Origin of the sequence: Robbsia andropogonis, assembly GCF_034047095.1 — a bacterium.
GTDB lineage: Bacteria > Pseudomonadota > Gammaproteobacteria > Burkholderiales > Burkholderiaceae > Robbsia > Robbsia andropogonis.
Window position 1 is genome coordinate 1,037,323 of sequence record NZ_CP139166.1, and the last position, 25,053, is coordinate 1,062,375.

Here is a 25,053-nt window from a genome sequence, read left to right on the forward strand (position 1 = left end):
ATTGCGATATGGATATCACGGCTTTTGCAGCCAGGCGTTGGCAAAACCTTCGTTCAAGCCGTCGGCCCCGCGATTGACGTCGTGAACGGTTTTTGCATAGACCGTTGCATAATCGGGGGCAATCAGATTGACGTCAGGCAGGTCGTGCTCGATTGCCTGTTGTATCGACTTGAACAGCGCTCGACGTTTCGTCTCGTCGGTTTCCACGGCGGCATCCGCGAACAGTTTATCCACCTCCGGGCTACTGTAGTGGGAACCGTTCGTAAAAGGCACGCCCTGACGATAATTCGACGTGACATAAAGACGTGCAACGCCCGCTACGGGGTCGAACAAATTACTCATGCCATTCACCGCCATATCAAAATCGTGGCTGGTATAAATGCGCTTCAAGTAGGCCGGCAGATCCTCGTTACGGATTGTCAAGGCGATGCCAATGCGCGCCAACGCGGATCGAACATAGGCGGCGGTACGCCCAGGTTGATCGCCAATGGGCAATGCATCAACGATAAGCCGGAAGCGCACACCATCCGGCCCCCTCGGAAATCCTTCCTTGTCCAATAACGCATTTGCTTTATTGATATCGAAAGGATAGGGTGACGGCGACGGGTCGTAGTAACGGTTGCGGGGGGCCAACGGGCTTGCGTCCGGTGTGGCGTAACCGTAGTAGACCACTTTAGCGATGAGCGCCCTGTCCAACGCGGACGCGATTGCCTGGCGAACAGCCAGCCGCTTCAAATAGCGGTTATCCAAGCTGAATTCCAACCGATAGACACCAGCACTGAATTCATAACCCCTGGAATCAATCCCCAACTTTGGATTCGCCTTGATCCGCGCCAGATCGGATAAGGGTACAGGATTATCGCCACCTAGTTGCACGGCACCGCTCTCGAATGCAATCGTACGAGCCGCCGCATCGGGAATGATTTTAACGATCAAGCCGTCCAAATAAGGTTTTCCTTTATCCCAATAATTGTCATTCCGCACATATTCGATATGGTCACCGCGCACCCATTTCACGAAAAGGAAGGGGCCGGTACCGATTGGTGCCGCGTTGTGAGGATTGGACAAAGGATCGCCATGGTCATACAGGTGCTTGGGTAAAATCGGTGTTTCAGATGCCGAGAACGCTCGAATTAAATACGGAGTTGGTTTCGACAAGATCAACGTGACAGTATCCACATCCGGCGTCTGCACTTCCGCGACATTCGCAAAGGTCGAATTGGCGCGGGGGTGATATTGCCGTAACAATCGCAAGGAATACGCAACGTCAGCAGAGGTAAAGAGCTTTCCATCCTGCCAGAGTACGTTATGCCGCAAATGAAACGTATAACGTTTTCCGTCCGCGCTGATGTCCCAGGAGGTCGCCAGCAATGGGCGAGGATTCATATCGAAATCGTACTCCAGCAACCCTTCGACCACCTTCGGACTGACTTTTAGAACGTTGACGGCCGTCGACGCAAACGATACAAGTGTAGGGGGCTCCGGGCTGACGACCATCGTCAGAATCCCGCCGCGGGATGTCGCCGCAGCTTCACTGAAGGCAAAAAACTCGCACAGACCGAAAAAGGCCAACATCAACACGGCAATGCCGCGCGGCCCACGTGCCGCCGAACTCCGCGATTGCCCGAACCAGGTCTGGGATAAAAATCGCTGGCAGTGCCTTGTATTTTTAGTCGTATCAATCAAGCTCGCCATATAGCCTCTTCCTCATGATTACGCGAACGGCATCGGTGCTGATCGTTCTCTCCATCGCCCACGATATTTGCCGCCGCCGTCTCCAGCATGGTGGGAGAAAAAGCATAGTCAATATCGGAAACCATGCATACCAAGCTTTCCTGCTTTCTTTATTTCGATTTGGTGACGCGTCATGATGCTGGCGTCTTTTTGGCGAGCGCGATTTTCCGAGCGACGCTCCCCCGATAACGCTTATCGCGAAGTCGATTTTTTTGGCAGTGCGCCGTCCCGGCGCGCACTGCGCCCCGCTCTCGCCTGAATGCATGGGTTGCAATACACTATGGTATCTCGCTCCCCAGTAAATAAGGCGTGCAAAGCCATGTTCATTCGCCGATTGACACCCTCGGATACTGCCGCATTCCAGGGGATCCGCCTTCTCGGACTACAAGAGGCTCCCGCGGCATTTGGGTCAAGCTATGAGGAAGAAGCGCATCGCTCAGTCGATGACGTTGCCAGCCGCCTTACCCAAACCTCGGAGCAAGCTGTCATCGGTGCATTCGTTGATGAAGCGCTGGTTGGCGTGGCCGGCGTGCGTAGACAGAACCTGCTCAAGTATCGTCATAAGGCGGCGCTATGGGGCGTCTATGTCCATCCTGGACATAGAGGGGTCAGCATCAGTAGAAAACTCGTGGATGCCGCAATGGCATTCGCACAAGCAATGCCTGGGGTGATGCAGGTCACGCTTACAGTGACGAAGGGGAACGTTGCCGCTGCAGGCCTTTATCGATCCCTCGGTTTTGAGGTGTTCGGCGAAGAGCGCAACGGCCTGTTCGCAGACGGCATCATGCATGACGAAATCCACATGGCCCGCGTCTTCTTGTCCGCTGCCGACGTGATGACGCACGCCAAAATACGCTAAATACCACGTGCCCTCCCATCACGGGATGTCCGATGCCTCGCACGACATCCGTGCAACGCAACCGAATAAATGAAGCACTTTTCAGTGAATACAGAAAGACATCGCATCTGATGTAATGAGATTTCTTGAGCAATAAGGCTTACTTGATCGTATTACACGGTTATATAACACCGTACTGACTCAAGCACTCAATTTTTTGCAATATGAGGTGACGGAATGGCATATGAACAGTGGCGCAAATGGATAGTCGCGGCGGTAATAACCGGCGGTGTGCTGTCCACGGGCATCCCGGCGAAGGCAGAAGAAATGGTTGGCAACCACCGCGTTCCCGAACCTGCAAAGGCAGTGGATCTCGATCGATACGTTGGCAACTGGTATGAATTCGCACGCTACGACAATTTGTTCGAGAGAAACTGTGAGGGCGTGACGGCCCAATATGAGAAACGAAATGACGGCTTGATTCGCGTTGTCAACGTATGTCGCGAGGGAAGCGCGACCGGTCCGGCCAGGTCAATCGAAGGCAAGGCGCAAGTCATCGAGAACTCACAAAACGCCAAGTTGAAGGTGTCTTTCTTCGGACCTTTCTATGTTGGTAGATACTGGGTACTTGATCACGCCGATGATTACAGCTGGTCCATAGTTGGTGAACCGACCGGGCTATTCCTGTGGATTCTCACCCGTGACGCAAAACCCAGCCAAACACTTGCCGATGCGTTAATCGTTCGTGCAACGCAGCTTGGCTACGACGCCTCGAAGATTCGCAAAACGCAGCAATAATATTTTCGGACATTTATTGACTTGCAAGTCACACGCCCCCCCCCGAAGGACGCTTGTACAACGGTGATTTCGCCATGCGGCAAGGGATCACCTCGAGGCGTCCATCGCTCAATTTCCCAAAAAACTGCACTGAAGGTTTCTCATCAGATAGGAACACTATTTTTATCCGGAGAGAAGCGCGTGCCATACTGCGCCCCTCTTTCCTGATAAAAATGCCTTTCCTGATGAAAATGCCGTGAGTATTTCTTCCTTCGTCACCGGCGCCGAACGCGTGCTGCATGTGCTGTCCTCGCTCGCAGAAAGCAATCACGAGGTGATCCGGAATGGTCGTCACGCACATGAGGCCGTGGTGCGGACCCACTATACTTAACGCATCGCGCGACTATTGATGGGGGAATACTCATTCAAGGCAGGATAACCAATAAGATAATTCTGGTATTTCAATACTTGTCCGTCCCTTCTCCGAAGCAATCCATTCGCTGCCACTGATTCAATCAGCTGCCATCCCTCGACTATTTCAATCCCGTACGATCCTACCGCGATTTTAAGTATAATGCCGGCATTCATTTCAAGTCCTTTAAAAGGGATTCGCGTTCAAGGGAAACGGGGATGCGGCATATACGAAAGAGAGAATTTTTAAAGCACGGTGATTCGGTTCTGGTCGAATGCTCTCATAAAGCGAATGTCATCCTCCTGGATGACGCAGAGTATGGGAATTACAAGGCAGGCCGACGTTATAAATCGCTCGGCGGTCAGTACCAGCGTTATCCGGCCATACTCTCACCGGACCGGATGGACTGGTGGAATGTCGTCATCGACGTAGAGGGCACAGCCCAAGGCATGCATTACTCAATCGACTTCATGAAGCTGCCATAGCGTGTCGGCCAAGCGACGTCAGCCGTGCGTGGACGCGTCGCCCCGGCCACCACGTGTGGCCGGGGATCTCGCATCAGAGTGACAGCCGATGCGATACAATCCATCGCCGTGTCTCGAGTTGACGCCAGTCATCGATGGAACCTCAATAATGAAGTCGTTTGCAACAGTCGCGATTACAACGTTTTCGTTCGCCTTGTCCGGGTGCGCTTGGTTCGGCCCATCGAGTTACACATTGATCACGCCGATGGCGTCCACCGCGAATGCGGCGAAGACGGCCGACTTTGCGTTGAATGTCTTGCCAGTCGGCATTCCGCCGCAATTGGACAGCAGGAATATCGTCGTTCGTCGAGGATCGACGCAGACAGAGGTCCTCACCTCCAAGCACTGGACCACCCCTTTCGGCGATGAGGTGCGCACTGCCATCTCGCTGCAATTGGCGAACGAATTACATGCGCAGGACATCATGGGATTACAGACGTCCCCGTGGAGCCGCGTGGTTGATGTCAAATTGCAGATCCGTCGATTCGATAGCTGGCCTGGCCAGTCCGTTGCGATCAATGCAGCATGGAGCGCAACGTTGACCAAGGACGGCGGCAATAATCCCGTGCTGATTTGCAGCGAAACGATATCGCAACCCGCGCCAGGTGGACTGTCGACAATCGTCGGCGCGCAGCAGGCCGCTGTCCAGACACTCGCCAGGAAAATGAGCGCTGAGATCCAGGCATGGATCACATCCGGACGTAACGACTGCGCCAACTGACGTAGCCGACATGCGCGGCGTGAAGTGTTACTGCTATTGGAAAATACCTGTTCGAATGAAAAGCAATTTTTCGAGATAAGAAGTATCCGCCCCGCAGGGACCGCCGATCCGTCTGAGGGCAGATGTTTTCAAGGCACGCGAGTATAACCGCACTACACTCTCCGCCCCCTGGCTAACGGAATCACGTCAGCGCACCTCTGGCGACCTCCCTTTACAATCAGAGTGTTGCCGTTTACAGACCTGTCATTTTCGGGAAAGCTTCTGGCAATCGCTCTCCTTCAATCTGAATTTTGGCACTTTCGCGGTTGCTCTCAATAAGATCCTCTGCCCTTAGTTCGCGGATGGCACCGCCCAGAATTTCCGCTAGCCGAATTTGCTTTTTTGTCCCGGAAATGGGCACGATCCAGCCCTTTTGTACCAGGAGCCAAGCGCGGGCAATCTGAGCCCGACTGGCATTATGCTCAGTCGCGACAGCGCCGAGAACGTCGACCACGTAGACTTGGACGAGGTAAAACCCTTCGCTGCTCTTTGCGCATGGATGGGGATAATGCCAACGCGGAGAATGGTATCCTATAAGATCAGCTATTTTATGCATTAAAAAATATTGGGCGCCTATATTTTCCCCGTAAAAACAACGAGATGCAGTCAATGGCCGGGATCTATGCAAGCATTGTCACGCCGCTCCGGTGAAGAAAATCCATGTGTTCATATGCCGGCCGTAATGATATGTTTTCAACAAAAGCGATGAGATGTCATCCGAAGGTTGCCCGCCTAGCAATCTGGGTGGCATGTGTTTGCGGTGCTACCGCGGCTGGCATCGTCAGCGCGCGCGCGGATTGTATCGACGACGCTGCGGCATTCCAGCACGTCAACGTCTCCCTGATGCGAGCGATCGCGCAGGTCGAGACCGGCACGCATACGCGTGTCATCAGCACCAACTCGAACGGTAGCTATGACATCGGCCTGATGCAAATTAACAGCGCCTGGTTGCCCGCGCTTGCGCGGCAGGGCATCAGCGAACAGTCGCTCTTCGATCCCTGCACAAATGCTTATGTGGCGGCCTGGATTCTCTCTGAAAATATCCATCGATTCGGGCCTACGTGGGTCGCCATCGGAGCCTATAACGCGTCCTCGCCGAGCAAGCAGCTCGCATACGCCCAAAAAGTAGTCGACGCTGCGCATTCGATCATTAGCCCGCCGAGTTCTCCAATGCCAATTCTTCCCCCGTCCTACACGCCGCCGCAATCGTATAATCCGTTCGAGACCTTGCAAGTTGACCGGATACGATTCGCCAAGTCGCCAGAGATCGCAGCCGATGCCAACGCGGCCGCATCAGGCACGACACCCGACATGAAATCCATGACCGTCGCGCCCGGCAAATATCATTTCGGCTGGACCATCACAGGTACGCCCGATGTCCGGCCTGTCCAGGTCTTTGATGATGGCACGCAAACTTTTGTCCAGTTACAGGACTTGGCACACGCACCGGCTATTTTCGCCGACACGCCGCAGGGACGGATATTGTTGTCGTGGAAAAGGCATCCGCCATACGCAGTGATCGACTCGTTGCAAGCCCATCTCGTATTCCAATTGGGCAGCGCTCAGGCCAAGGCAGAACGTACCGCCGTAATACCCTCAAACGTAGCCGCCAGCACTCAACCGTTCTCCCAGCAGGAGAGCAATGTGACCAAGGGCAACACGCCGGACGCCGTCGCACAGGGCGTAACATCGGCCAAACAGACATCCGTGGCTGGTGCCTTATGGTTTGCGACAGTTGGCCCGCAGGGCACATCGCATCAGGCTAGCGGTGCTGCGCGCGCTGCTCGGGCAAACGACCAGCCTGCCGAGACGACACGCGACCTATCAACTGAGCCGATGACGAGCGCGACGACGACTTCCGCGATGTCATCGTCAAGAGCGGCATCGCATCCAACCGCGGCGGCCAATGCCGATAGTGCGCTTTGGTACGTCGAGCCGCTCTCCAAGCCCTAGCACATTATTTCGAAAGTTGATTCAGAGGCAAAATTCGCGATTGATCGTGCGCGATGCCATTGCTGCAGGCGTCGGAGCAGCAATGTCACGGCAGTCCAGCGAGCGCGCTCACGACCGCGCCAGCAGTACTCCCGCGAGTGCCACGGCAAATCCCGCAATCTGCAGGGCCGACAACGCTTCGCCGAACCCGACATAGCCTTGAAGCGCCGCAAGCGGCGGTGCGAGAAACAGCAGGGAGGTAGCGCGCGACGCGTGGCCGCGCCTTACCATCCACATCAGGAGCGTCACGCTGATGCCTGACAGCATCACGATTCCCCACGCGAGCGATATCCAGAGTGTGGTCGACGGTATCCAACGTTGTTCACGCAGAGCGAATGCGAGCACCGCAGCCACAAGCGCTGCGCCGAGGTTCTGCACGGCACCCGCGCTGCGGATGTCGGCTTTCGCAAGCGAAGTTTTCTGAAACAGTGTCCCGGCCGTGATGGCCCCCACCGAGAGAATCGAAATCGCGACGACGAGCCACGACGGTACATGACCGGCATGCGCGGGTGCCACGGTGGCGATCTTCGGTGCCAGCACAAGTACAACGCCGGCAAGCCCTAGCGCCATGCCACCCCAGCCGCGCGGCGACAGGCGCTCGTTAAAGAGCGGCACCGCCAGCGCCGCGGTCAAGAGCGGCTGCAGGGCGCCGAGCAGCGCCATGACGCCGGCGCTCAAGCCTTGCGCGACCGCCCAGTAGCCGGCACCGAGATAGACACCCTGCATCAGCGCGCCTGCAAGCAGATGCTTGCTGATTGCACGTCCGCGTGGCCAGGCGGCGCGTGCTGCCCACGCGGCCAGCGCAAGCACCACGGCTGTGCCGCTGAATCGCCACAGCAGGAACAGGTTGGGATCGGCGTAGGGCTTGATCGCGCGCGCCACGACGAACCCGGTTGACCAAAGCAAAACGAAGACAGCAGCTATCAAATTGGCAAGCATCGCGAGTCGAAGGCAACATCAAGTCATCAATTGACCCCATCGAAGTCGCCTCGGGCGTCCGGCTCCGTGCTGACCGAACGGCCGACAACCGGCGTTCCCCGCCTGCCAGAAAACGCCCCCTGCATCATGCTTTTTCAGGTGCGGACGATTTGATCGTCGGCTTTCATTGACGTATTAGCCATGAAGGCGCTTTGCGACCGCAGCGACTCTCGCCGCATAGGAGGCAACCGTATCCAGATCGCCGGTCGGGATTTCCTCGACGCTGGCATCCGATGGCGACTGCACAAGCGCGCCGACCGATCCACCCAGGTTGTTGACGTCATCACGGGTGGCCGCCTTGCTGTTTGTAGGCGGCAGACCGAGACTCACCCAGATCCCGCCATGCTGAGAAGCCAAGGTTTGCAAATAGATTAGCGTTACTTGTTTATCGCCGTTAAAGCTGGCGCTATTTGTGAAACCACCAAATACCTTGTCTTGCCACGCACGTGTAAACCAGATCTTCGATGTCGCATCTGCAAACTTCTTGAACTGCCAAGGCACCGAACCCATGTATGTGGGCGCCCCAAAAATAATGGCTTCCGCGGCAGAAAGCTTTTCCCATGCCGATTCTGAAACATTGCCTTCAGCATCGATTTGAATCAATTCTGCGTCGGCCGCCTTTGCGGCAACTTCCGCAATGCGTTTGGTGTGACCATACCCGCTAAAAAAGATGACGACTGTATTGGACATTAGGCTTTCTCACTTGGAAAAAATAACGCTAGGGTATCGCTTGGATGGTATTACTTCCATGCTCCTAGAACAATTACTTACTTTTTGGTTAGTGCCACACCTGCACATTTCCCAGCCCCCCTTTTTACTCTAGCAAGGTGACCGCTTGCCTGCGGCAATCGACTGCAATGACCTTGTATCGAATCGATTGGCCAAACTTTATCGATTAATTCGCTTTCTTTATTATAACAGTCCCGTAACCGATCTATCGGCGGCCGGCCTGCTTATCTATTTTTTAAACCGAGCGGCGGCAATGTGACTTCGTTAATAAGGCACAAGCATTTATAAAAATCCCGTGTTTCAGCTTTGGGGATGTGCAGCATGAATTGAATCAGGGCGTCGATATATCAGTTACCGTGCGCTCTCGCAACATGCACATCGACAAGTACGACGACTTGCACAGGAATAGCCCAAGGAGCGCGACGATCAATGTATAACAGCCAACACCGTGCCCCGCTTATCTGAAAAACATGCCATGGTCGATGCAACCGACACGCTCATCGGCGTTTAGCCGTCACTAGGTAAGTCTGAACTGGACTGTCGCGTTTTTGTTCTACTCGTTAGCACTACCCTCCAACACGCTACTGGGATCAGCGACGAAACAAGCGTGCGCGGTCAATCGGGAGATTACTTTTCCACGTAACATCAATGGCGCCAACAGCATTGGTGCGTTGGTGCGGCAAGACGTTAGAAACTGCGCTAAATCATCAGGAAGACGCTCAAATGAACACGACGATGCACTGTTGGTCGAGCGCCCAGCACCGGGATGCCATTGAGGGCGGACGCAAATCGATCTACCCAAGACGGTAACGGTTGATAAAAACACCATGATCCCGGCCACGCTAAAGCGCATCAACACTGCTGGCCAACAGCCCATCACGATCCGTTGGGAACATATCCGAACAATATGATCAATCGGGATCATCGTTCCATTACGCGTCGAGCACAGCCTATTCGGTGGTGCACAAGCTTTCATTACGATACATCCCGCGTGGTAGCGTGAAGATGCTACCTTCGATTGCCCCATGGAAGATGGAAGGCAACTGCAAAGCAAACCACCCATCAGGCACTTTTATTAGTTGATCGTATAAATAATTCCATGCGTTATAGTACTTCAACTTTCATCAAACATTAACACGACTTGAGAGACATAAGACTGATACAAAGTGACTGCATTTGATAGCGCGAATTTATAAACACCATGAAATATTTCTATTGGTCATCGATTCAAATAAGCGTCGATACTGTCCCCCGCGCCAGGCCTCAACATCACTTAAAGGGAATCAAAGTGAAAATACGACTAGCACACCTGATTAAATATTCCACTGCAATCCTAGCGATCACGACGCTTGGAACTACAACCACTCTGGTGTGGGCCGATGGCACGCCACGACCAAATAGCTTCTGGTGGCCGGAGACGCTTGATCTTTCGCCACTTCGTCAGCACGATATTGAGTCGAATCCGTACGGCAAGGACTTCAATTATGCTAAGGAATTCAATAGTCTCGATATAGACGCCGTGAAGGCCGATATCAAAACCGCCTTAACGACGTCACAAAGCTGGTGGCCGGCAGACTATGGCAACTATGGGCCGTTTTTTATCCGCATGGCATGGCACGGGGCTGGCACCTATCGCACGTATGATGGCCGGGGCGGCGCCGATGGCGCCCAGCAACGGTTCGAACCCCTCAATAGCTGGCCCGACAACGCCAATCTCGATAAAGCACGGCGGCTATTGTGGCCAATCAAGAAAAAGTATGGCGAGAAGATTTCGTGGGGCGACCTGATGGTATTGACAGGCAACGTCGCGCTCGAATCCATGGGTTTTCAGACTTTCGGCTTCGGTGGTGGCCGGCAAGATGATTGGCAGTCCGACTTGGTCTATTGGGGTGCCGGCACTAAGTTCTTGTCAAGCAATCGGGATAAAAGCGGGAAACTCGAAAAGCCGCTGGCCGCAACGCAAATGGGATTGATTTATGTCAATCCGGAAGGGCCGAACGGCAAGCCGGACCCGGTTGCCGCGGCAAAAGACATTCGTGATGCATTTGGCCGCATGGCGATGAACGACGAAGAGACGTTGGCACTCATTGCAGGAGGCCACACTTTCGGGAAAGCGCATGGCGCAGTGTCTGCCGCTAAATGCGTCGGCCCCGCGCCTGCTGGAGCGGCGCTCGAGCAGCAAGGCCTTGGCTGGGTCAACAAGTGCGGCACCGGCAATGGCGCTGACACGGTCACGAGCGGTCTTGAAGGCGCTTGGTCGGCCGACCCCGTGCACTTCACGATGCAGTATCTCGATAATTTGCTCGGGCACGATTGGGTGCTGACCACGAGCCCTGCCGGTGCGCATCAATGGAAGCCCAAGGACGCGGAGAACATCGTACCGGATGCTCACGATCCGTCGAAGCTGCATCCCCTGATGATGTTCACGACGGACATCGCATTGAAAGTCGATCCATCCTATAGTCGAATCGCAAAGCGGTTTCAAGAACATCCCGAGGAGTTCAAGCTGGCCTTTGCCAAGGCGTGGTTCAAGCTGACGCATCGTGACATGGGACCGAAGGCGCGTTATCTCGGCAAGGAAATACCCAGCGCCGATCTGATCTGGCAGGATCCACTTCCCTCCGCCCACTACAAGATGATCGACCAGAAGGACGTGGCGGCACTAGAGAACAAGATACTGGCATCCGGGCTGCCTAAATCGGCGTTGGTCAAGACTGCGTGGGCATCTGCCGCGACGTTCCGCGGAACCGATTATCGGGGCGGCGCAAACGGCGCGCGCATCCGGCTTGCTCCGGAGAATGCCTGGCCGGTCAACGACCCGACGGAATTGGCCGGTGTCCTTAAAACGTTGGAAGGCATCCAGGCCGACTTCAATCGCAACAGAACCGACGGCAAACAGGTATCGCTCGCTGATCTTATTGTGCTCGGCGGTAACGCCGCGGTCCAAGATGCGGTGAACAAGGCCGGCTACGACATCAAGGTACCTTTCTCGCCGGGGCGAACGGATGCTACGCAGGAACAGACCGATGTCAATTCCTTCGCCGTACTCGAGCCGACCGCCGACGGGTTCCGCAACTACTATGCGACCGGTAACGACCGTTCGCCCGCCGATCTGCTGGTCGACCGGGCGAGCAAGCTCGATCTGACGGTGCCTGAAATGACGGTGCTGGTCGGCGGCCTGCGCGTGCTGGATGCCAATGCCGGCCATGCCAGGCTCGGTGTTCTGACCGACCGACCAGGCGCCTTGAGCAACGACTTTTTCGTGAATCTGCTCGATATGTCGACCCAGTGGGTAAAGTCCGCGAACGACGACGGCGTGTACGAAGGACACGATCGCAAGACGGGTAGCCTGAAATGGAAGGCAAGCCCGGTCGATCTGGTGTTCGGCTCAAGCTCCGAGCTGCGAGCGGTCGCCGAAGTCTATGCGTCGGACGATGCACATGAAAAGTTCGCGCGTGATTTCGTCGGTGCATGGACGAAAGTGATGAACCTCGACCGCTTCGACTTGAAGCGAGATTGATATCCCCAAGGCCGAGAGAGTGCTTCTTTCGGCCGGAGCGCAGGAGAAACGTATGCGTCACAAATCGAGGATTTCCGCAGCAATCCTGAGTTTCGGGTTGCTAGCGTCATTCGGCTGCCTTGCCGCCGACGCCGAAGTCAAGATGCTGAACGAAGACTCGAACGGTGAACGGGGATTCGCACCCGCGATCGTCCACGTCAAACCGGGCGACAGCGTGCATTTCGTGGCTTTCGACAAGGGACATAGCGTTCAATCGATTCCCGGCATGATTCCGGACGGCGCCAAACCGTTCGCCGGCAAGGTCAGTGAAGACCTGACGGTGAAGTTCGATCGGCCAGGCGTCTACGGCTATCGTTGCGTCCCGCATTACATGATGGGCATGGTGGGACTGGTGGTGGTCGGGGATCCCGTGAACGAGGCAGCAGCCCGCAATGTCGCGCAACCCCGCGATGCGAAAGCCCGTTTCGACCGGCTTTTCGCTGAACTCGATGCCAAGCGGACCGCGGCTAAAAGTCCCTAGCACAAGCTGGGCACGAAACCACGAACGGTCGTACCTGGCTAGCAGATACGCGTATCGATTGCGAACAACTATCGAGGATCCGTTGCGAGATGGGTAGGTTGATTTAGCGCGAACGATGGCGTCAATGCTCGTTTTTGCTATCGAAACAGTCCCACGGTCAATTGATCCGAAAGACTGCTCCCCTTTGGCAGTGCGGTGGTAAGGCTTTTGCCCATGCGCAACATCGGCACCATTGTGGGCTAGACCTTCTGGCCGAGTCTGGCAGGTTTGCCACAATTACTGTATATTTATACAGTAATGAAGTGCCAACTGGGAGCCAACGATGGAACACCTCATTCGCGTCATCAATGAACGAGACCGTCAACTGCTGAAATGGTTGCTTGAGCAAGTTGGAGCACCGCGCCTGACAGCCGCCGCCCATCGACTCAGTTCAGAAAATCACCCAAAACCGTATGTGTCGGCAGTATGCCGCTATCTGGGATTGAAGCCACCGTCACCCCGTGCACTACCTCGCGATCACGCCCGGTTTTCCGTGGCCGATCATTATCTTGCCGTGATGCGCGAAAGCCTTGGCGGCACAACGCCAGGTAAGCCCCAGTAACGATGGCATGGGGTGTACTCAGGACGAAGCCGGCATGGTGCGAAGAGATACCAACTCACTAGGCGATCAGTGTCGTTGCCTGATGTTTGGTTGCTACCGCCTCCGCCATTGCGGCATCGGTCGAACCCGACGGTTTGAGACGGGCCATCGATACCGCGCAACGATAGCCGCCCGCGCCATGGCCGTACGCCGGATGTACGCCTTCTCGCGCGAAGCCGAGTGCCTCGTACAAACTGATCGCGGCGACATGGGCTTCCCATACGGTAATTTCCAAACGGGACAAGGCAAGCCATTGATCGGACCACTCGATCGCCTTTGTCAACAACGCACGACCGATGCCCTTGCGTCGATAGTCCCGGCGTACACACAACCCAATTGATCCGACGTGACGCCGCATCGGCTGAAAACCGTCATTGCCAATCTCGATGAAAGCCACGAGCTCATTGCTGTTCGACCGCTGAGCGACGATAAACAAACCGAGGCCCTCGGCACGCTTGATTTTGTTACGCCACCATTCCGTAGAAGGCAGTAACGGGCATGCATATCCCCAGGCGGCGTCATCATCCGCGGTCAGGACGCGTAGCGCATCCGCGTCGGCCGGGTCGGCCCTCCGCAAGAAATACATGCTGTCTCCCAACAACGTTTTACCAGGTGCTGAGTGTAACGTTCGATGCTCCCGGTTCCCTGCCACGCCTGACGATATGGCCATACGGCTAATCTGCCCACCACCGACGACGGTGACCGGTTTTCGCGCCCGCTATCCTATGTCATCAGGATCGCTTGCGTACGACAACCAGGACAACGATGCGGATCGGAAAACACAAACTCGCATCCACTGTCCCGAATGCCAGATAGGGCGCTTGTATCGTCTCGGCAGGACGTCGCCAAGAGTTTCTGCATTCACCGCCTGCAACGCCGCCCGGTTGATCCGGTACAGTAACGGTTGGTTCCGTTCTCCCGTCGCTCGCCATGCCTATACCTGCTGCCCAACCCATCATCGTCGTCGCACCGGACTCGTTCAAAGGTGCCCTTGATGCGGAAGGCGTCGCGCGCGCCATTACCGCCGGGATTCGAACCGTGCTACCGGATGCGGTGGTGCGGGAATACCCCATGGCAGATGGCGGCGAAGGCACTCGCGCCGCCTTACTGTACAACGGAGGGGAATGTCTGCCGTTGCAGGTGCAAGGCGCAGGTGGCGCGTGTCGGAAAACGATAGCGGGGCTCACGCCGGAAGGCGCGGCCATTGTCGAGTCCGCCGATATTATCGGCATTACCGACCCGGCAGGCATGTCCGTGCCGGTGACGGCACGCAGCAGCGCGGGGCTCGGTGAGGCATTATCTCAATTACTCGACCGGGGTATTCGCACCTGCTTCATCGCGTTGGGAGGCACCAGCACCAATGACGGTGGTGCGGGCTTTCTGAGCGCGCTTGGTGTGGGAATATTCGATGCGGCGGGCAACCGGATGATGCCCACGCTGGACAGTCTGCCGCACGTGATGCGCGTGGACGCATCGGGATTGGATGCCAGGCTGGCGAAATGCCGGCTCGTCGGTATGGCCGATGTCGATAATCCGCTGACAGGTCCACACGGTGCAACGCATGTATTCGGACCGCAAAAAGGGATACGCGCCGACAGTGCCAACGCTCACGATGCCGCCATCGGCCGCTTTGCCAGGCTACTGGAAGCCGCAATGGGTTGCGCATATTCGAATGCGCCCGGCGCAGGGGCTGCGGGCGGTCTCGGATTTGCAATCCGCATGGTGGGTGGCACGCTGCAATCAGGCGCCGACATCGTTGCGGAGCAAATCGATCTTCGCACGGCACTCGAGGGCGCCGATTGGTTAATCACCGGTGAGGGTCGGTCGGACACACAGACGTTGCGCGGCAAGGCGCCATTCGCCGCAGCGATGCGCGCGCGGGCCGCCGGCGTACCGGCAACCTTGCTGTCCGGCGCGATTGCCCGGGATGCGGGTCCGTTGCTCGGGCAACACTTCGCGGGCTGTTTTGCAATCAACGATGGTCCGATGTCGCTCGAAGCGGCCATGGCGGATACATCGATTTTGTTGCACAACGCAGCCGCGCAATTGACACGTCTGCGTTTTTGCCAGCATTGATCATGGCGTCTGTAACGTCCCATCGCGTAGACGGGTTTGCGTCCAGGTTGTGACGGCGTTCGAGCAGGGAAACTTTTTTGCCTGTGCTTCGTCGAGCGTCACGCCAAGGCCTGGTGCGTCGTTCGGATAGACAAAGCCGTGCCGATATTCCGGCAAACCTGGAAAAACATCCAGTAACGCCGCGTGCGGCCCCTTCAATTCCTGGATGACGAAATTCGGCGGTTCCACGCCGGACCATTCCTGGACACCAAAATTGCGCGCGGACAGATCGATATGGATATTCGCTGCATGGGCGAAAGGAGACATGTCACCTGGTCCATGCCACGCGGTGCGCACACCATATTGTTCGGCAAAAATCTGCAGCTTGCGGGCTGGCGTGATCCCGCCTATCTGGCTCAAATGCACTCGGATGAAATCGACCAACCGGTCGGCAATCAGCGTACGCCACTCGAAGGGGTGATTGAACAATTCACCCTGTGCCAACGGTGTCGTCGTCTTCGCGCGAAGCTGCCGCAACCACTCGCCCTCTTCCAGCGGAATCGCGTCCTCGAGGAAAAACAACGCATACGGCTCCAGCGCACGCGCGAAGCGAATCGCGTCGATCGGCGCAAGACGTTCATGGACATCGTGGATCAGTTCGACGTCGAAGCCCAGCCTCCGACGCAGGCCATCAAATAACTTCAGCGTGTCGCGCATGTATTGCCGGGCATCGAGATAAATACCGTCTGGCGCACCGTGCGGCGCATGCATTGGCGCCTTGCCGAAACCGCCGCCGCCATAGCCGCCACTTTGACATCGTATATGCGTGACACCTTCCTCACGATAGCGGGCGATCGTGTCACACAATGCCGCCACATCCCGCCCTTCCGCATGCCGGTAAATCGGCACGGCCTCCCGACTTTTACCGCCAAACAGTTGATATAACGGCAGGCCCGCCACCTTCCCCTTGATATCCCACAACGCCATGTCAACACCCGAGATGGCATTGTTCTCGATTGGCCCGTTTCGCCAATAGCCGTTCTGATGCATCAACTGCCATAGATCCTCGATCGCATGCGCATCACGTCCGATAATCAACGGGCGCAGATAATCCTCCAACACGCATTTGACCGCCAGATGACGATAGGCGAATGTCGCACAGCCATAGCCGACAAGCCCGGGCTGGTTGGTCTCGATTTTCACGACGACCAGGTTGATGCCTTCCGGCGCGGTGAGGATGACCTTCAAATCAGTGATCAGTGTTGTCACGGTACGTTTCGTCATTGATACGTGGTTGATTTCGGTCGACGTCTCTTCATGCATCGCGCCGACTGCGTGGGCGTATCGCGGCGCGACTCAGGTCGACGAGGGACTTACTGCCATGGGACGCTCGCCGACGTGACGCGATGCCGTGCCGCCAGGCACCGTCATCATCAGGAACACAGAGGCAAGCAAGGAGACGGCCATGAAAATGTACGATGCGGCCGGACTGCCGGTGGCGCCGTTCAGATAACCCACCAGGTAAGCACCTAAAAACGCACCCAACGCGCCGCATGCATTCACCAGGCCGATTGCACCGCCCAACACGTTACTTGGAATCAATTCGGGAATCAGTGCAAAGAATGGTCCATACGGCGCATACATCGTCGCACCGGCGATCACGAGCAGCGTGAACGACCACCAGAAATGCGTGCTGCCAAGCAAGTACGAACCGACGAACGCCGCCGTCCCGACCAGCAGCAATGGCCAGACGAAAAGCTTGCGGTTGCCGGTACGGTCGGACAACCAGGAGGCCAACAACATCAACACAATGGCTGCGAGATAAGGCACCGCGGACAGCCAGCCGATCGAGACGATATCGATCGTCGAAGCGGCTTTCAGAATAGACGGTAGCCACATGATGAAGCCGTAGATGCCCACACTCCACAGCGCGTGAATCGCACAGCATTTCAAGACGATCGGCGAGCGAAACGCGCCCCGGTAGTCGCGCACCGGGGCGATACCAGATTGCTCGGCATCAAAGCGCGCCTGTAGCACACGCTTCTCGTCTGTGGTCAGCCACCCGGCCTCGGACGGACGTTCGCTGACCGTGAACCACCAAACCACGGCCCAGATGAGCGCAGGAAGCCCTTCCAGAACGAACATATGACGCCATCCGAAACTATGCACCAGATAACCGGATAGCACCGACATCCACAAGACGGTGACCGGATTGCCCAGGATCAACAACGTGTTTGCCCGGGAGCGCTCGGTCTTCGTGAACCAGCGGCTGATATACATCAGCATGGACGGCATCACCGCTGCCTCCACCACGCCGAGGACGAACCGCAGCACCATCAGCGTGGGAATATTACTGACCATGCCAGTAGCGGCGGCGCAGAGGCCCCACAATACAAGACTGCAGAAAATCAGCTTGCGCACACTGTTGCGCTGCGCATAGATCGCGCCCGGCACCTGAAACAGGCAATAACCAAGGAAAAACAGCGCACCAATCAACGACGACGTCGCGGAGCTAATGCCCAGGTCTCTATCGATCCCCGCCGCTGCCGCGAATCCATAATTGGCACGATCCAGGTAGGCAAGACTATAGGTGATGAAAATCACCGGCATCAAATACCACCATCTGCGGGTAGCGATCGGTTGAACGTCGTTCATGATATGCCTCGTCTCCAATGTTATTTACGTGCGGCAAGCGATTTCATTCGCCGCTTTTTTTCTACAAGACCGACAACCACCCACCATCGACATAAATGATTTGTCCATTGACATAGCTCGACGCCGCCGAAGAAAGGAAGACGGCCGCGCCGACCAATTCCTCCGGCCGCCCCCATCGTTGCGACGGATTGCTGCTCTTGACCCATGCATCAAAACGCGCGTCTTCCACCAACGGCTTGTTCATGTCTGTGAGGATATAGCCGGGACCGATTGCATTCGCCTGTATGTCCGATTGCGCCCATTCCGCACTCATGGCACGCGTCAGCATCTTGATGCCGCCTTTTGCCGCCGTGTAGGCCCCGACCGTGGCCCGTGCGCCTTCACTGGTCAGCGAGCCGATGTTGATGATCTTCCCGCCAGCGCCGCGCGCGATCATGCGGCGTGCGGCCTCCCTGGCAACAATGAATGCGCTGGTCAGGTTGGTATCGATCACTCGCTGCCAGTCGGGCAACGCAAGCTCCACTAGAGGCTTGCGAAACTGGATACCTGCATTGTTGATGACGATATCAATCCGCACCCCGGCGTCATCCCACGATTCAAAGGCGCTGACCACTTGCGCTTCGTCCGTCACATCGAAGTGGCGTCCGATAACGTCGAACCCTTCCTCGCGTATTGTCGCGACGGCCGACGCAACCGTTTCCTCGCGTGTACCGTTGATCCACACCTTCGCGCCGGCCTGCGCCAGTCCGCGCGCCAATGCAAAGCCGATTCCGCGAGCGGAACCGGTAACCAGTGCAGTACGGCCCGTCAGGTCGAATAGAGAACGCATCCGGGGCATCCTTTATGTAGCGTTGGTGCGCGCCGCTTGCGGTGCCACCGACTGATTGAAGAAATTCGCAGCGTGCAAACGGCGGTCGCGGTCGGCAAAATCGTCCGCCGCGCGATCGATCAATGCCAGCACGGCCCTTTCCGACGCATCGGGATCGGCACGTTCAATGACCACGCATAAGGTCTCGTGCAACGGCAGAGAGCGTGCCGGCCCCCCTTCCACTTCGGAACTCAGCGCAAAACTTGCTTGAAGGATCGCGGACAATGCCGTTTGCATTTGCTGTATGAACTGGTTGTGGCATGCCAGCAAGATCGCACTGTGAAACGCCAGATCCGCAGGGACATAGGCACCTCGTCCGGCGACCGCCTCCGCCATCGCGTCATAGGCATGGCGCACCGCGCGCCTTTCGGCGTCCGTCGCGCGTGTCGACGCCAACTTCGCCGCTTGCGGCTCGATGATCCGGCGCAATTCCATCAAATCGCGGATCAGTGTCGCATCCACAGTCCCGGACTTTGCCCGCCAGCCGATGACATCGGGATCGAACAACTGCCATTGCGCTCGCGGAGTCACCACCGTGCCATGTCGACGACGCACGTCCAACATGCCTTTTGCCGACAACGATTTCACCGTCTCCCGAATCGTGATGCGACTGACCGCCATCTGCTCCGCCAACGCCGGCTCCGCCGGCAACACATCCCCTGGCGCAAAGTGTCCCGCGCAGATCTGCTCGCCAATTCGATCCAAGATTTGCCGATATACCGTCATCATGGTTATTTGCCATACGTATGATGTAATGACAAACTATCGCATCTCACAAATGTCCTTCAATGCGGATAAACCCTTGACTTCGAAGTTCTCTGCCGCAGTCGTTTCGATGCATGGCGTTATGATGGTTTGCATGCGTACCGCGCGTGGTAGCCACCGATGTGAACAAATGAAAGGAGCCATTCCGTGATAATCGATTTAAAAGGCAAGACCGCGCTGGTCACCGCATCAACCGGAGGCATTGGATTCGCGATCGCGAAAGCCTTGGCGGAAAGCGGTGCGGTGGTCGTGATCAACGGTCGAACGAAGAATTCCGTGGATAAAGCCAAGGACAAGCTCGCAGCCCAGGTGGCCGATGCTTCCCTGCATGTCGCTGCCGCGGACCTTGGCTCGAACGACGGCGTCCAGGCGTTGGTGGCGCAATGTCCGCCCATCGATATCTTGATAAACAACGCGGGTATTTACGGGCAGCGCGACTTTTACGAGACGGACGACGACACGTGGGAACGCTATTGGCAGACGAACGTGATGAGCGGCGTGCGGCTCTCCCGCGCGCTGACCCCGGCGATGGTAAAGAAGGGATGGGGACGCGTGGTATTTATTTCGTCGGAGTCGGCTCGCAACATTCCAGCGGACATGATCCACTACGGCGTGACGAAGACGTCGCAACTTTCCATGTCTCGGGGCTTGGCAAAACGCCTTGCCGGCACCGGTGTCACCGTGAATGCCGTATTGCCGGGACCGACCCTCTCCGACGGCTTCGCGGCGATGATGCAGGATGAGGTTGCCCGCACCGGCAAGTCAGTGGACGAGATCGCGAAGGCGTTCGTCATGGCGCACCGGCCATCATCGATCATTCAACGCGCGGCTACCGTCGAGGAAGTCGCCAATATGGTTGTCTACATCAGCTCTCTGCAAGCGTCCGCGACATCCGGCGCGGCATTGCGGGTAGATGGTGGCGTAGTGGACGATATCGTCTGACGCCGGATCAACGTGCCTCGGATCGACCGCCGTATGGCGAATCAACGGGGCACGTGCCACCAGCGCGGGAGAAGGCGCCTGACATCGGCGCGACGATAACGATCATCTATCAGGAAGACGACGCCGCGATCCTGTTCGGTGCGTATCACCCGCCCGGCGGCCTGTACGACCTTCTGCAGCCCCGGAAACAGATAAGCGTAGTCATAGCCACGCCCGAAGCGCTGTTCGAGCGATGCCCGCATCTGTTCATTGACGGGATTCATCTGGGGCAAACCCAGCGTGGCGACAAACGCACCGATCAGGCGCTCACCAGCAAGATCAACGCCTTCCGCGAACGCACCGCCCAATACCGCGAACCCGATCCCACGCCCATCGATCTGAAACCGATTGAGAAAACTGTCGCGTGCGGCTTCATTCATGCCTGGTGTTTGCGCCCACATGGGCAGGTCCGGATGACGCAATGCCATCGTTTCCACGACTCGCTGCAGATAGTCGAAGCTGCTGAAAAACGCAAGGTAGTTGCCAGGATGTGCTCGATACTGGCCTGCGATCACGTCCGTGATGGGTAACAACGAACGCTGCCGATCGCGCCACCGCGTGGACACATGCCCCACCACTTCCACTCGAAGTTGTCCCGCGCGAAATGGACCTTCCACCTCAAGCCATTCCGTGCCTTCCGCCAGTCCCAGCGTATCCCGATAAAACTGTCCTGGTGCCAACGTGCCCGAAAAAAGCACCGTGGCGCGCGCGGCGACAAACCGCGTCGCGAGATAAGGGGCAGGCACGACATTCCGCACGCTGAGCGTGGTCGCTTCCAACGGGCGGCTTGCAGCGCCTTGCCGCGGCAAATGAACGTGCGCGCCCGCATTGTCCCGATCCCGGGGCGACAGCATCACGTCGAATATCGCATGCTTGCCAAATCCTTCCGCTAGGGAGGCGAAATGCATGACATCGAAGTAAAAACGCAGTGCGGCAGGCGGGACCTCAAGTGGAGCCTGCGCCATGTGGTCGCTTGCCACTTCCACTAGGTTTTGCACGGCGGCAAGCAAGGGCTGGGGAATCGTCTCGTGTACTTGATAGTCCTCCTGTTGCACACGATTGATCGCATTCCAGGCACGGTTCAACCGATCCAGTGGCTTTTTCAGGATAGCGGGCGCTTTTGCCCGGATCTCTCGCAGCACCGTCTGGTCAAGCGCCGTGCTGTACATGCCGCGAGCCCGATCCACCAGATTGTGCGCCTCGTCAACCAGGACCGCGACCTGCCATTGATAGGCCTGAGTCAATCCGAACAGCAATGCGCTGCTGTCAAAATAGTAGTTATAGTCCCCAACAACGACATCACTCCAGCGCGCCAGCTCCTGCGCCAGGTAATACGGACAGACATCATGTGCGAGCGCCGTCTCTCGAACGACTTCCCGCGTCAACTGTCCATGTTCCAATGCCGCCGCGCGCGCATCCGCGAGACGATCGTAGAAGCCGCGCGCCAACGGACAGGCATCACCATGGCAAGCCTTGTCCGGATGTTCACACGCCTTGTCACGCGCCACCAGTTCCAGTGCCCTTAGCGGCAAGCCCTTCGCGCCACCGCGCAACAACGCGACGGTATCGAGCGCAAGGGCCCGGCCCGATGTCTTTGCCGTCAAGAAGAAGATGCGGTCGATCCGCTCTTCGGCACATGCTTTCAACAGCGGGAACAGGGTCGCCAGAGTCTTGCCAATTCCGGTGGGCGCTTGAACCATCAGGTTTGCCCCGTCGCGCGCGGCACGATACACCGCAACGGCGATGTCACGCTGCCCCTTCCGGAATGCATGGGGAAACGCCAGCCCGGATAATGCGGCGTTGCGCGCTTGACGGTGCGCATCCTCCTGCACTGCCCACGCAAGGAACCGTTCACATTGCACGGTAAAGAATGTTTTAAGCGACGCCGCCGTGTGCGACTGCGTCAGCAGGGTTTCCTTCTCACTACGGATATCGAAATACACCAACGAGACCGTCAACGTCGTCAGTGCGCGCGATTCACAGAGCAAATGACCGTACACCAGCGCTTGCGCCCAGTGCAATGCGCGATGATTGGCAGGCATGGCGTCCAGATCACCGCGATAGGTCTTGATTTCCTCGAGGCGGTTTTCATCGCTGGCATACCCATCCGCGCGTCCCCGCACAGTAAGGTCCCCGTACACGCCCGACAACACCACTTCGACCTCGTACCCTTTCGCCCTGCGTGCCGCAACTGTGACATGCCCAGCCATGCCTTCGGATGCCGTGGGCGCCGGGGTAAAACGCATATCGAGATCACCGCTACGAGCGGTGAATTCGCAGAGGGCGCGCACGGCAATGACATAGTTCATGGCAACAGCATTGCAACTATCGTAACGCCGCGACCGATTGCAGCAAGCGATTCCATCGTGGCGCCGGCAACGTCAACCGGATATCTTTTTTCGTCGTAACGGTGCTCGCGCGACGGGAAATGCCTGCCCCGCCGCGTCATCCTGCGTATAAGCAACGCCTGAAACACCACGGGCAGTATCTTTAAAGCGGCAATGACAGCATGCTCGCGCGCATCGAGAAGGTCTTGATAACGCCGCACGCTCCAATCGATCGCGCAGGTGAAATGGTAGGGGTAGTATGACTGAGCGGCGGGCACAGGGATCAAGGTACGAAGAAGACTGTGTTTTTGTACAGCATCATAGCAGACCTCGACGACGATGCCCCCTCGAACATTGTGAGCCGCCGACATCACTCAAGTTTGGAAAAACCGAAAAGCCCTAGCGCGTGATGATCGACATTGTTTACCGGATATCCCGAGGCTGCTTGGCACCTGCAAGCGATGATCCCCTAGGCTCAGATCGTTCCGAATAAGGCCCGAGGTCGGTCGCGAAGCGTCTGTGCCAGCGTGCCAAGCGCGCGGGACAATTCCGATCGAGAAGACGCGCATGCAAGATTAATACGTACCCCGTGCTCGATTGGAGATCGATCCACGGCGAACGCAGAGGCAGGCATTGTATTGACGCCGCGAGCTAAGGCATTTGCCGCGAAGTCTTCCGACCGCCAGGGCTCTGGAACACGCAACCAGACAAACATGCACTCTGGGTCGCTGCGCAGCAGCTCGTTCGGAAGTAACTGCCCTGCCAATTCCTGACGAGCCTTCAACTCGGTCCGCTGAGCATCCAGAATAATTTTGGCCGTGCCGTCCTCAATCCAGCGCGTGACAATCAGCGTTGATAAAGGCGACGGCATCCAAGCCGTGGTTCGCACAGCCTCAGCGGCAAGCGCGGCGCCGTGAGTTGGTGTAAGCACGTATCCCACCCGCAACCCAGGTGCCAGAATCTTCGAGGTCGACGCGACATGGAAGGTCAGCTCCGGGCAAAGGCTGCAAATAGTTGGCAATCGCTTGCTAACGAGAGGGCCGTACACGTCATCCTCAATGATCACGATCTGATACTTGCGGGCGATCGACACCAGCGCAATGCGTCGCGCAAGACTCATCGTCACGACGCTCGGGTTCTGCAAGTTCGGAACGACGAATATCGCTTTTACCCGACGTGTTCGACAAGCTTCCTCCAATTCATCCGGCAGCAAACCTTGTTCGTCGCTCGAAATGCCCATTAGTTCGAACTGGAAGACAGGCGCCAGTGCTTTCAAGCCGTAATAAGTAAGCTTGTCCGAGAGAATGATGCCCTCGTGTCCCATGAGACTACTCAACACCGCGTATATGCCATGTTGCGCGCCGCTCGTAACCACCACATTGTCTGGTGATGGATTGAACGTCCCCGTCGAGATCCACTTCGCTCCCGCCAGCCTGGCCCAATCGGGTCCCTGTGGCGGCTGATATTCCTGCGTTTCGGGAAAACGGGGATCTTGTCCGATCGTGGCCATCGTTTTACCAAGTTGGCTCAGAAACGCTCCTGTGGCTGGCCGATTCACTGTGAGGTCGACCACGCCAGTCACCAAACCGTCGCCACGTGATGTCTCCTCGTTGCGGCCCTGCGCCAATTTCACGGCGGGCATCGCGCCACCCGTCACGATGGATCCACGTCGCTTGCTGGCTACGACAAGCCCACGTGCCTGCAGTTCTTTGTATGCACGCAACACAGTGGACACATTGATTTTCAGCTCAACAGCCAGGTCTCGTTGCGGAGGCAATCTGCTACCGGGAGGGTATTGCCCGCTTCTGATTTGCTGCTCAAGGTTATGAGAAATCTCCAGATACGCTGCTTGACGCGTCTTTGTTTGAACCGATTTAGCAGATTTTGTGTGACTATCATCGACAATCATCTAGATAAAATCTCCGTACAAAAAAGTCATATATAGACGAATGCGGCACTGACTTATCGCTCCATCATC

The 25,053-nt window shown here is 56.8% G+C and carries 23 protein-coding genes; 11 read left to right on the plus strand and 12 right to left on the minus strand.

Annotation, left to right across the window (positions count from 1 at the left end; all coding sequences use genetic code 11):
- Positions 1-15 precede the first annotated feature (15 nt).
- The gene (locus SJQ66_RS09370; RefSeq protein WP_407691487.1) at positions 16-1,575 is read right to left on the minus strand and encodes an ABC transporter substrate-binding protein; all 1,560 of its coding nucleotides are present in this window, start codon (positions 1,573-1,575) and stop codon (positions 16-18) included.
- 478 nt (positions 1,576-2,053) lie between these two features.
- On the opposite strand from SJQ66_RS09370, the gene SJQ66_RS09375 reads away from it, so the two are divergent.
- From SJQ66_RS09375 to SJQ66_RS09390, 5 genes are all read left to right on the plus strand, one after another.
- Positions 2,054-2,593 carry a GNAT family N-acetyltransferase gene (locus tag SJQ66_RS09375; protein ID WP_024903933.1) on the plus strand — a complete coding sequence of 180 codons (540 nt, stop codon included), beginning with the start codon at positions 2,054-2,056 and terminating at the stop codon, positions 2,591-2,593.
- A gap of 216 nt (positions 2,594-2,809) precedes the next feature.
- A complete protein-coding gene (locus SJQ66_RS09380; protein ID WP_407691470.1) occupies positions 2,810-3,370 on the plus strand; it encodes a lipocalin family protein in 561 nt (186 codons plus the stop codon).
- A gap of 235 nt (positions 3,371-3,605) precedes the next feature.
- A complete protein-coding gene (locus SJQ66_RS09385; RefSeq protein ID WP_269083085.1) occupies positions 3,606-3,740 on the plus strand; it encodes a hypothetical protein in 135 nt (44 codons plus the stop codon).
- 239 nt (positions 3,741-3,979) lie between these two features.
- Positions 3,980-4,246: a DUF1883 domain-containing protein gene (locus SJQ66_RS29635; protein ID WP_024903931.1), complete on the plus strand. Its 267-nt coding sequence runs from the start codon at positions 3,980-3,982 to the stop codon at positions 4,244-4,246.
- Between the two features lie 148 nt (positions 4,247-4,394).
- Positions 4,395-5,006, plus strand: a complete 612-nt coding sequence (locus tag SJQ66_RS09390; RefSeq protein ID WP_253464475.1) for a PqiC family protein — start codon at positions 4,395-4,397, stop codon at positions 5,004-5,006.
- 232 nt (positions 5,007-5,238) lie between these two features.
- Here SJQ66_RS09390 and SJQ66_RS09395 read toward each other — a convergent pair whose 3' ends face one another.
- Positions 5,239-5,499: an aldo-keto reductase family protein gene (locus tag SJQ66_RS09395; RefSeq protein ID WP_320533978.1), complete on the minus strand. Its 261-nt coding sequence runs from the start codon at positions 5,497-5,499 to the stop codon at positions 5,239-5,241.
- A 233-nt stretch (positions 5,500-5,732) separates the two neighbouring features.
- Here SJQ66_RS09395 and SJQ66_RS09400 point away from each other — a divergent pair, with 233 nt between their 5' ends.
- A complete protein-coding gene (locus SJQ66_RS09400) occupies positions 5,733-6,998 on the plus strand; it encodes a lytic transglycosylase domain-containing protein (RefSeq protein ID WP_081764977.1) in 1,266 nt (421 codons plus the stop codon).
- Between the two features lie 108 nt (positions 6,999-7,106).
- Here SJQ66_RS09400 and SJQ66_RS09405 read toward each other — a convergent pair whose 3' ends face one another.
- A complete protein-coding gene (locus SJQ66_RS09405) occupies positions 7,107-7,976 on the minus strand; it encodes a DMT family transporter (RefSeq protein ID WP_320533979.1) in 870 nt (289 codons plus the stop codon).
- Between the two features lie 174 nt (positions 7,977-8,150).
- Positions 8,151-8,705, minus strand: a complete 555-nt coding sequence (locus SJQ66_RS09410) for a flavodoxin family protein (RefSeq protein WP_024903926.1) — start codon at positions 8,703-8,705, stop codon at positions 8,151-8,153.
- Between the two features lie 1,378 nt (positions 8,706-10,083).
- Here SJQ66_RS09410 and katG point away from each other — a divergent pair.
- From katG to SJQ66_RS09425, 3 genes are all read left to right on the plus strand, one after another.
- The gene (katG, locus tag SJQ66_RS09415; RefSeq protein WP_407691488.1) at positions 10,084-12,264 is read left to right on the plus strand and encodes a catalase/peroxidase HPI; all 2,181 of its coding nucleotides are present in this window, start codon (positions 10,084-10,086) and stop codon (positions 12,262-12,264) included.
- A 52-nt stretch (positions 12,265-12,316) separates the two neighbouring features.
- Positions 12,317-12,784, plus strand: a complete 468-nt coding sequence (locus SJQ66_RS09420) for a pseudoazurin (RefSeq protein ID WP_024903924.1) — start codon at positions 12,317-12,319, stop codon at positions 12,782-12,784.
- A gap of 322 nt (positions 12,785-13,106) precedes the next feature.
- Positions 13,107-13,385, plus strand: a complete 279-nt coding sequence (locus tag SJQ66_RS09425) for a CppA family protein (protein ID WP_024903923.1) — start codon at positions 13,107-13,109, stop codon at positions 13,383-13,385.
- A gap of 58 nt (positions 13,386-13,443) precedes the next feature.
- Here SJQ66_RS09425 and SJQ66_RS09430 read toward each other — a convergent pair whose 3' ends face one another.
- Positions 13,444-14,010 (minus strand): GNAT family N-acetyltransferase, encoded by a 567-nt coding sequence (locus tag SJQ66_RS09430; RefSeq protein ID WP_320533980.1) that lies wholly within the window; start codon positions 14,008-14,010, stop codon positions 13,444-13,446.
- 344 nt (positions 14,011-14,354) lie between these two features.
- Here SJQ66_RS09430 and SJQ66_RS09435 point away from each other — a divergent pair, with 344 nt between their 5' ends.
- On the plus strand, positions 14,355-15,500 hold the full coding sequence (locus SJQ66_RS09435) for a glycerate kinase (protein WP_320533981.1): 1,146 nt from the start codon (positions 14,355-14,357) through the stop codon (positions 15,498-15,500).
- Here the strand turns inward: SJQ66_RS09435 and SJQ66_RS09440 are convergent, their stop codons facing one another.
- The 4 genes from SJQ66_RS09440 to SJQ66_RS09455 all read right to left on the minus strand — a co-directional run bounded on the left by SJQ66_RS09440 (position 15,501) and on the right by SJQ66_RS09455 (position 19,731).
- Positions 15,501-16,748, minus strand: coding sequence for an enolase C-terminal domain-like protein (locus SJQ66_RS09440; protein WP_024903920.1), 1,248 nt, complete (start codon positions 16,746-16,748; stop codon positions 15,501-15,503).
- 87 nt (positions 16,749-16,835) lie between these two features.
- Positions 16,836-18,134, minus strand: coding sequence for an MFS transporter (locus SJQ66_RS09445; protein ID WP_024903919.1), 1,299 nt, complete (start codon positions 18,132-18,134; stop codon positions 16,836-16,838).
- Between the two features lie 61 nt (positions 18,135-18,195).
- Entirely contained in the window at positions 18,196-18,963 is a 768-nt protein-coding gene (locus SJQ66_RS09450; protein ID WP_024903918.1) for an SDR family oxidoreductase, read from the minus strand.
- Positions 18,964-18,975: 12 nt separating this feature from the next.
- Positions 18,976-19,731 carry a FadR/GntR family transcriptional regulator gene (locus SJQ66_RS09455; protein WP_320533982.1) on the minus strand — a complete coding sequence of 252 codons (756 nt, stop codon included), beginning with the start codon at positions 19,729-19,731 and terminating at the stop codon, positions 18,976-18,978.
- A 183-nt stretch (positions 19,732-19,914) separates the two neighbouring features.
- On the opposite strand from SJQ66_RS09455, the gene SJQ66_RS09460 reads away from it, so the two are divergent.
- Positions 19,915-20,709, plus strand: a complete 795-nt coding sequence (locus SJQ66_RS09460; RefSeq protein WP_320533983.1) for an SDR family NAD(P)-dependent oxidoreductase — start codon at positions 19,915-19,917, stop codon at positions 20,707-20,709.
- Between the two features lie 41 nt (positions 20,710-20,750).
- On the opposite strand, the gene SJQ66_RS09465 is transcribed toward SJQ66_RS09460, so the two are convergent.
- The 3 genes from SJQ66_RS09465 to SJQ66_RS09470 form a co-directional block, all read right to left on the minus strand.
- Complete coding sequence (locus tag SJQ66_RS09465; protein ID WP_024903915.1) at positions 20,751-23,057, minus strand: ATP-dependent DNA helicase; 2,307 nt, start codon at positions 23,055-23,057, stop codon at positions 20,751-20,753.
- Positions 23,054-23,446, minus strand: a complete 393-nt coding sequence (locus SJQ66_RS29640) for a hypothetical protein (RefSeq protein WP_024903914.1) — start codon at positions 23,444-23,446, stop codon at positions 23,054-23,056. The genes SJQ66_RS09465 and SJQ66_RS29640 overlap by 4 nt, the downstream gene beginning before the upstream one ends.
- A gap of 104 nt (positions 23,447-23,550) precedes the next feature.
- The gene (locus SJQ66_RS09470; protein WP_320533984.1) at positions 23,551-24,984 is read right to left on the minus strand and encodes an aminotransferase-like domain-containing protein; all 1,434 of its coding nucleotides are present in this window, start codon (positions 24,982-24,984) and stop codon (positions 23,551-23,553) included.
- Between the last annotated feature and the right edge of the window lie 69 nt (positions 24,985-25,053).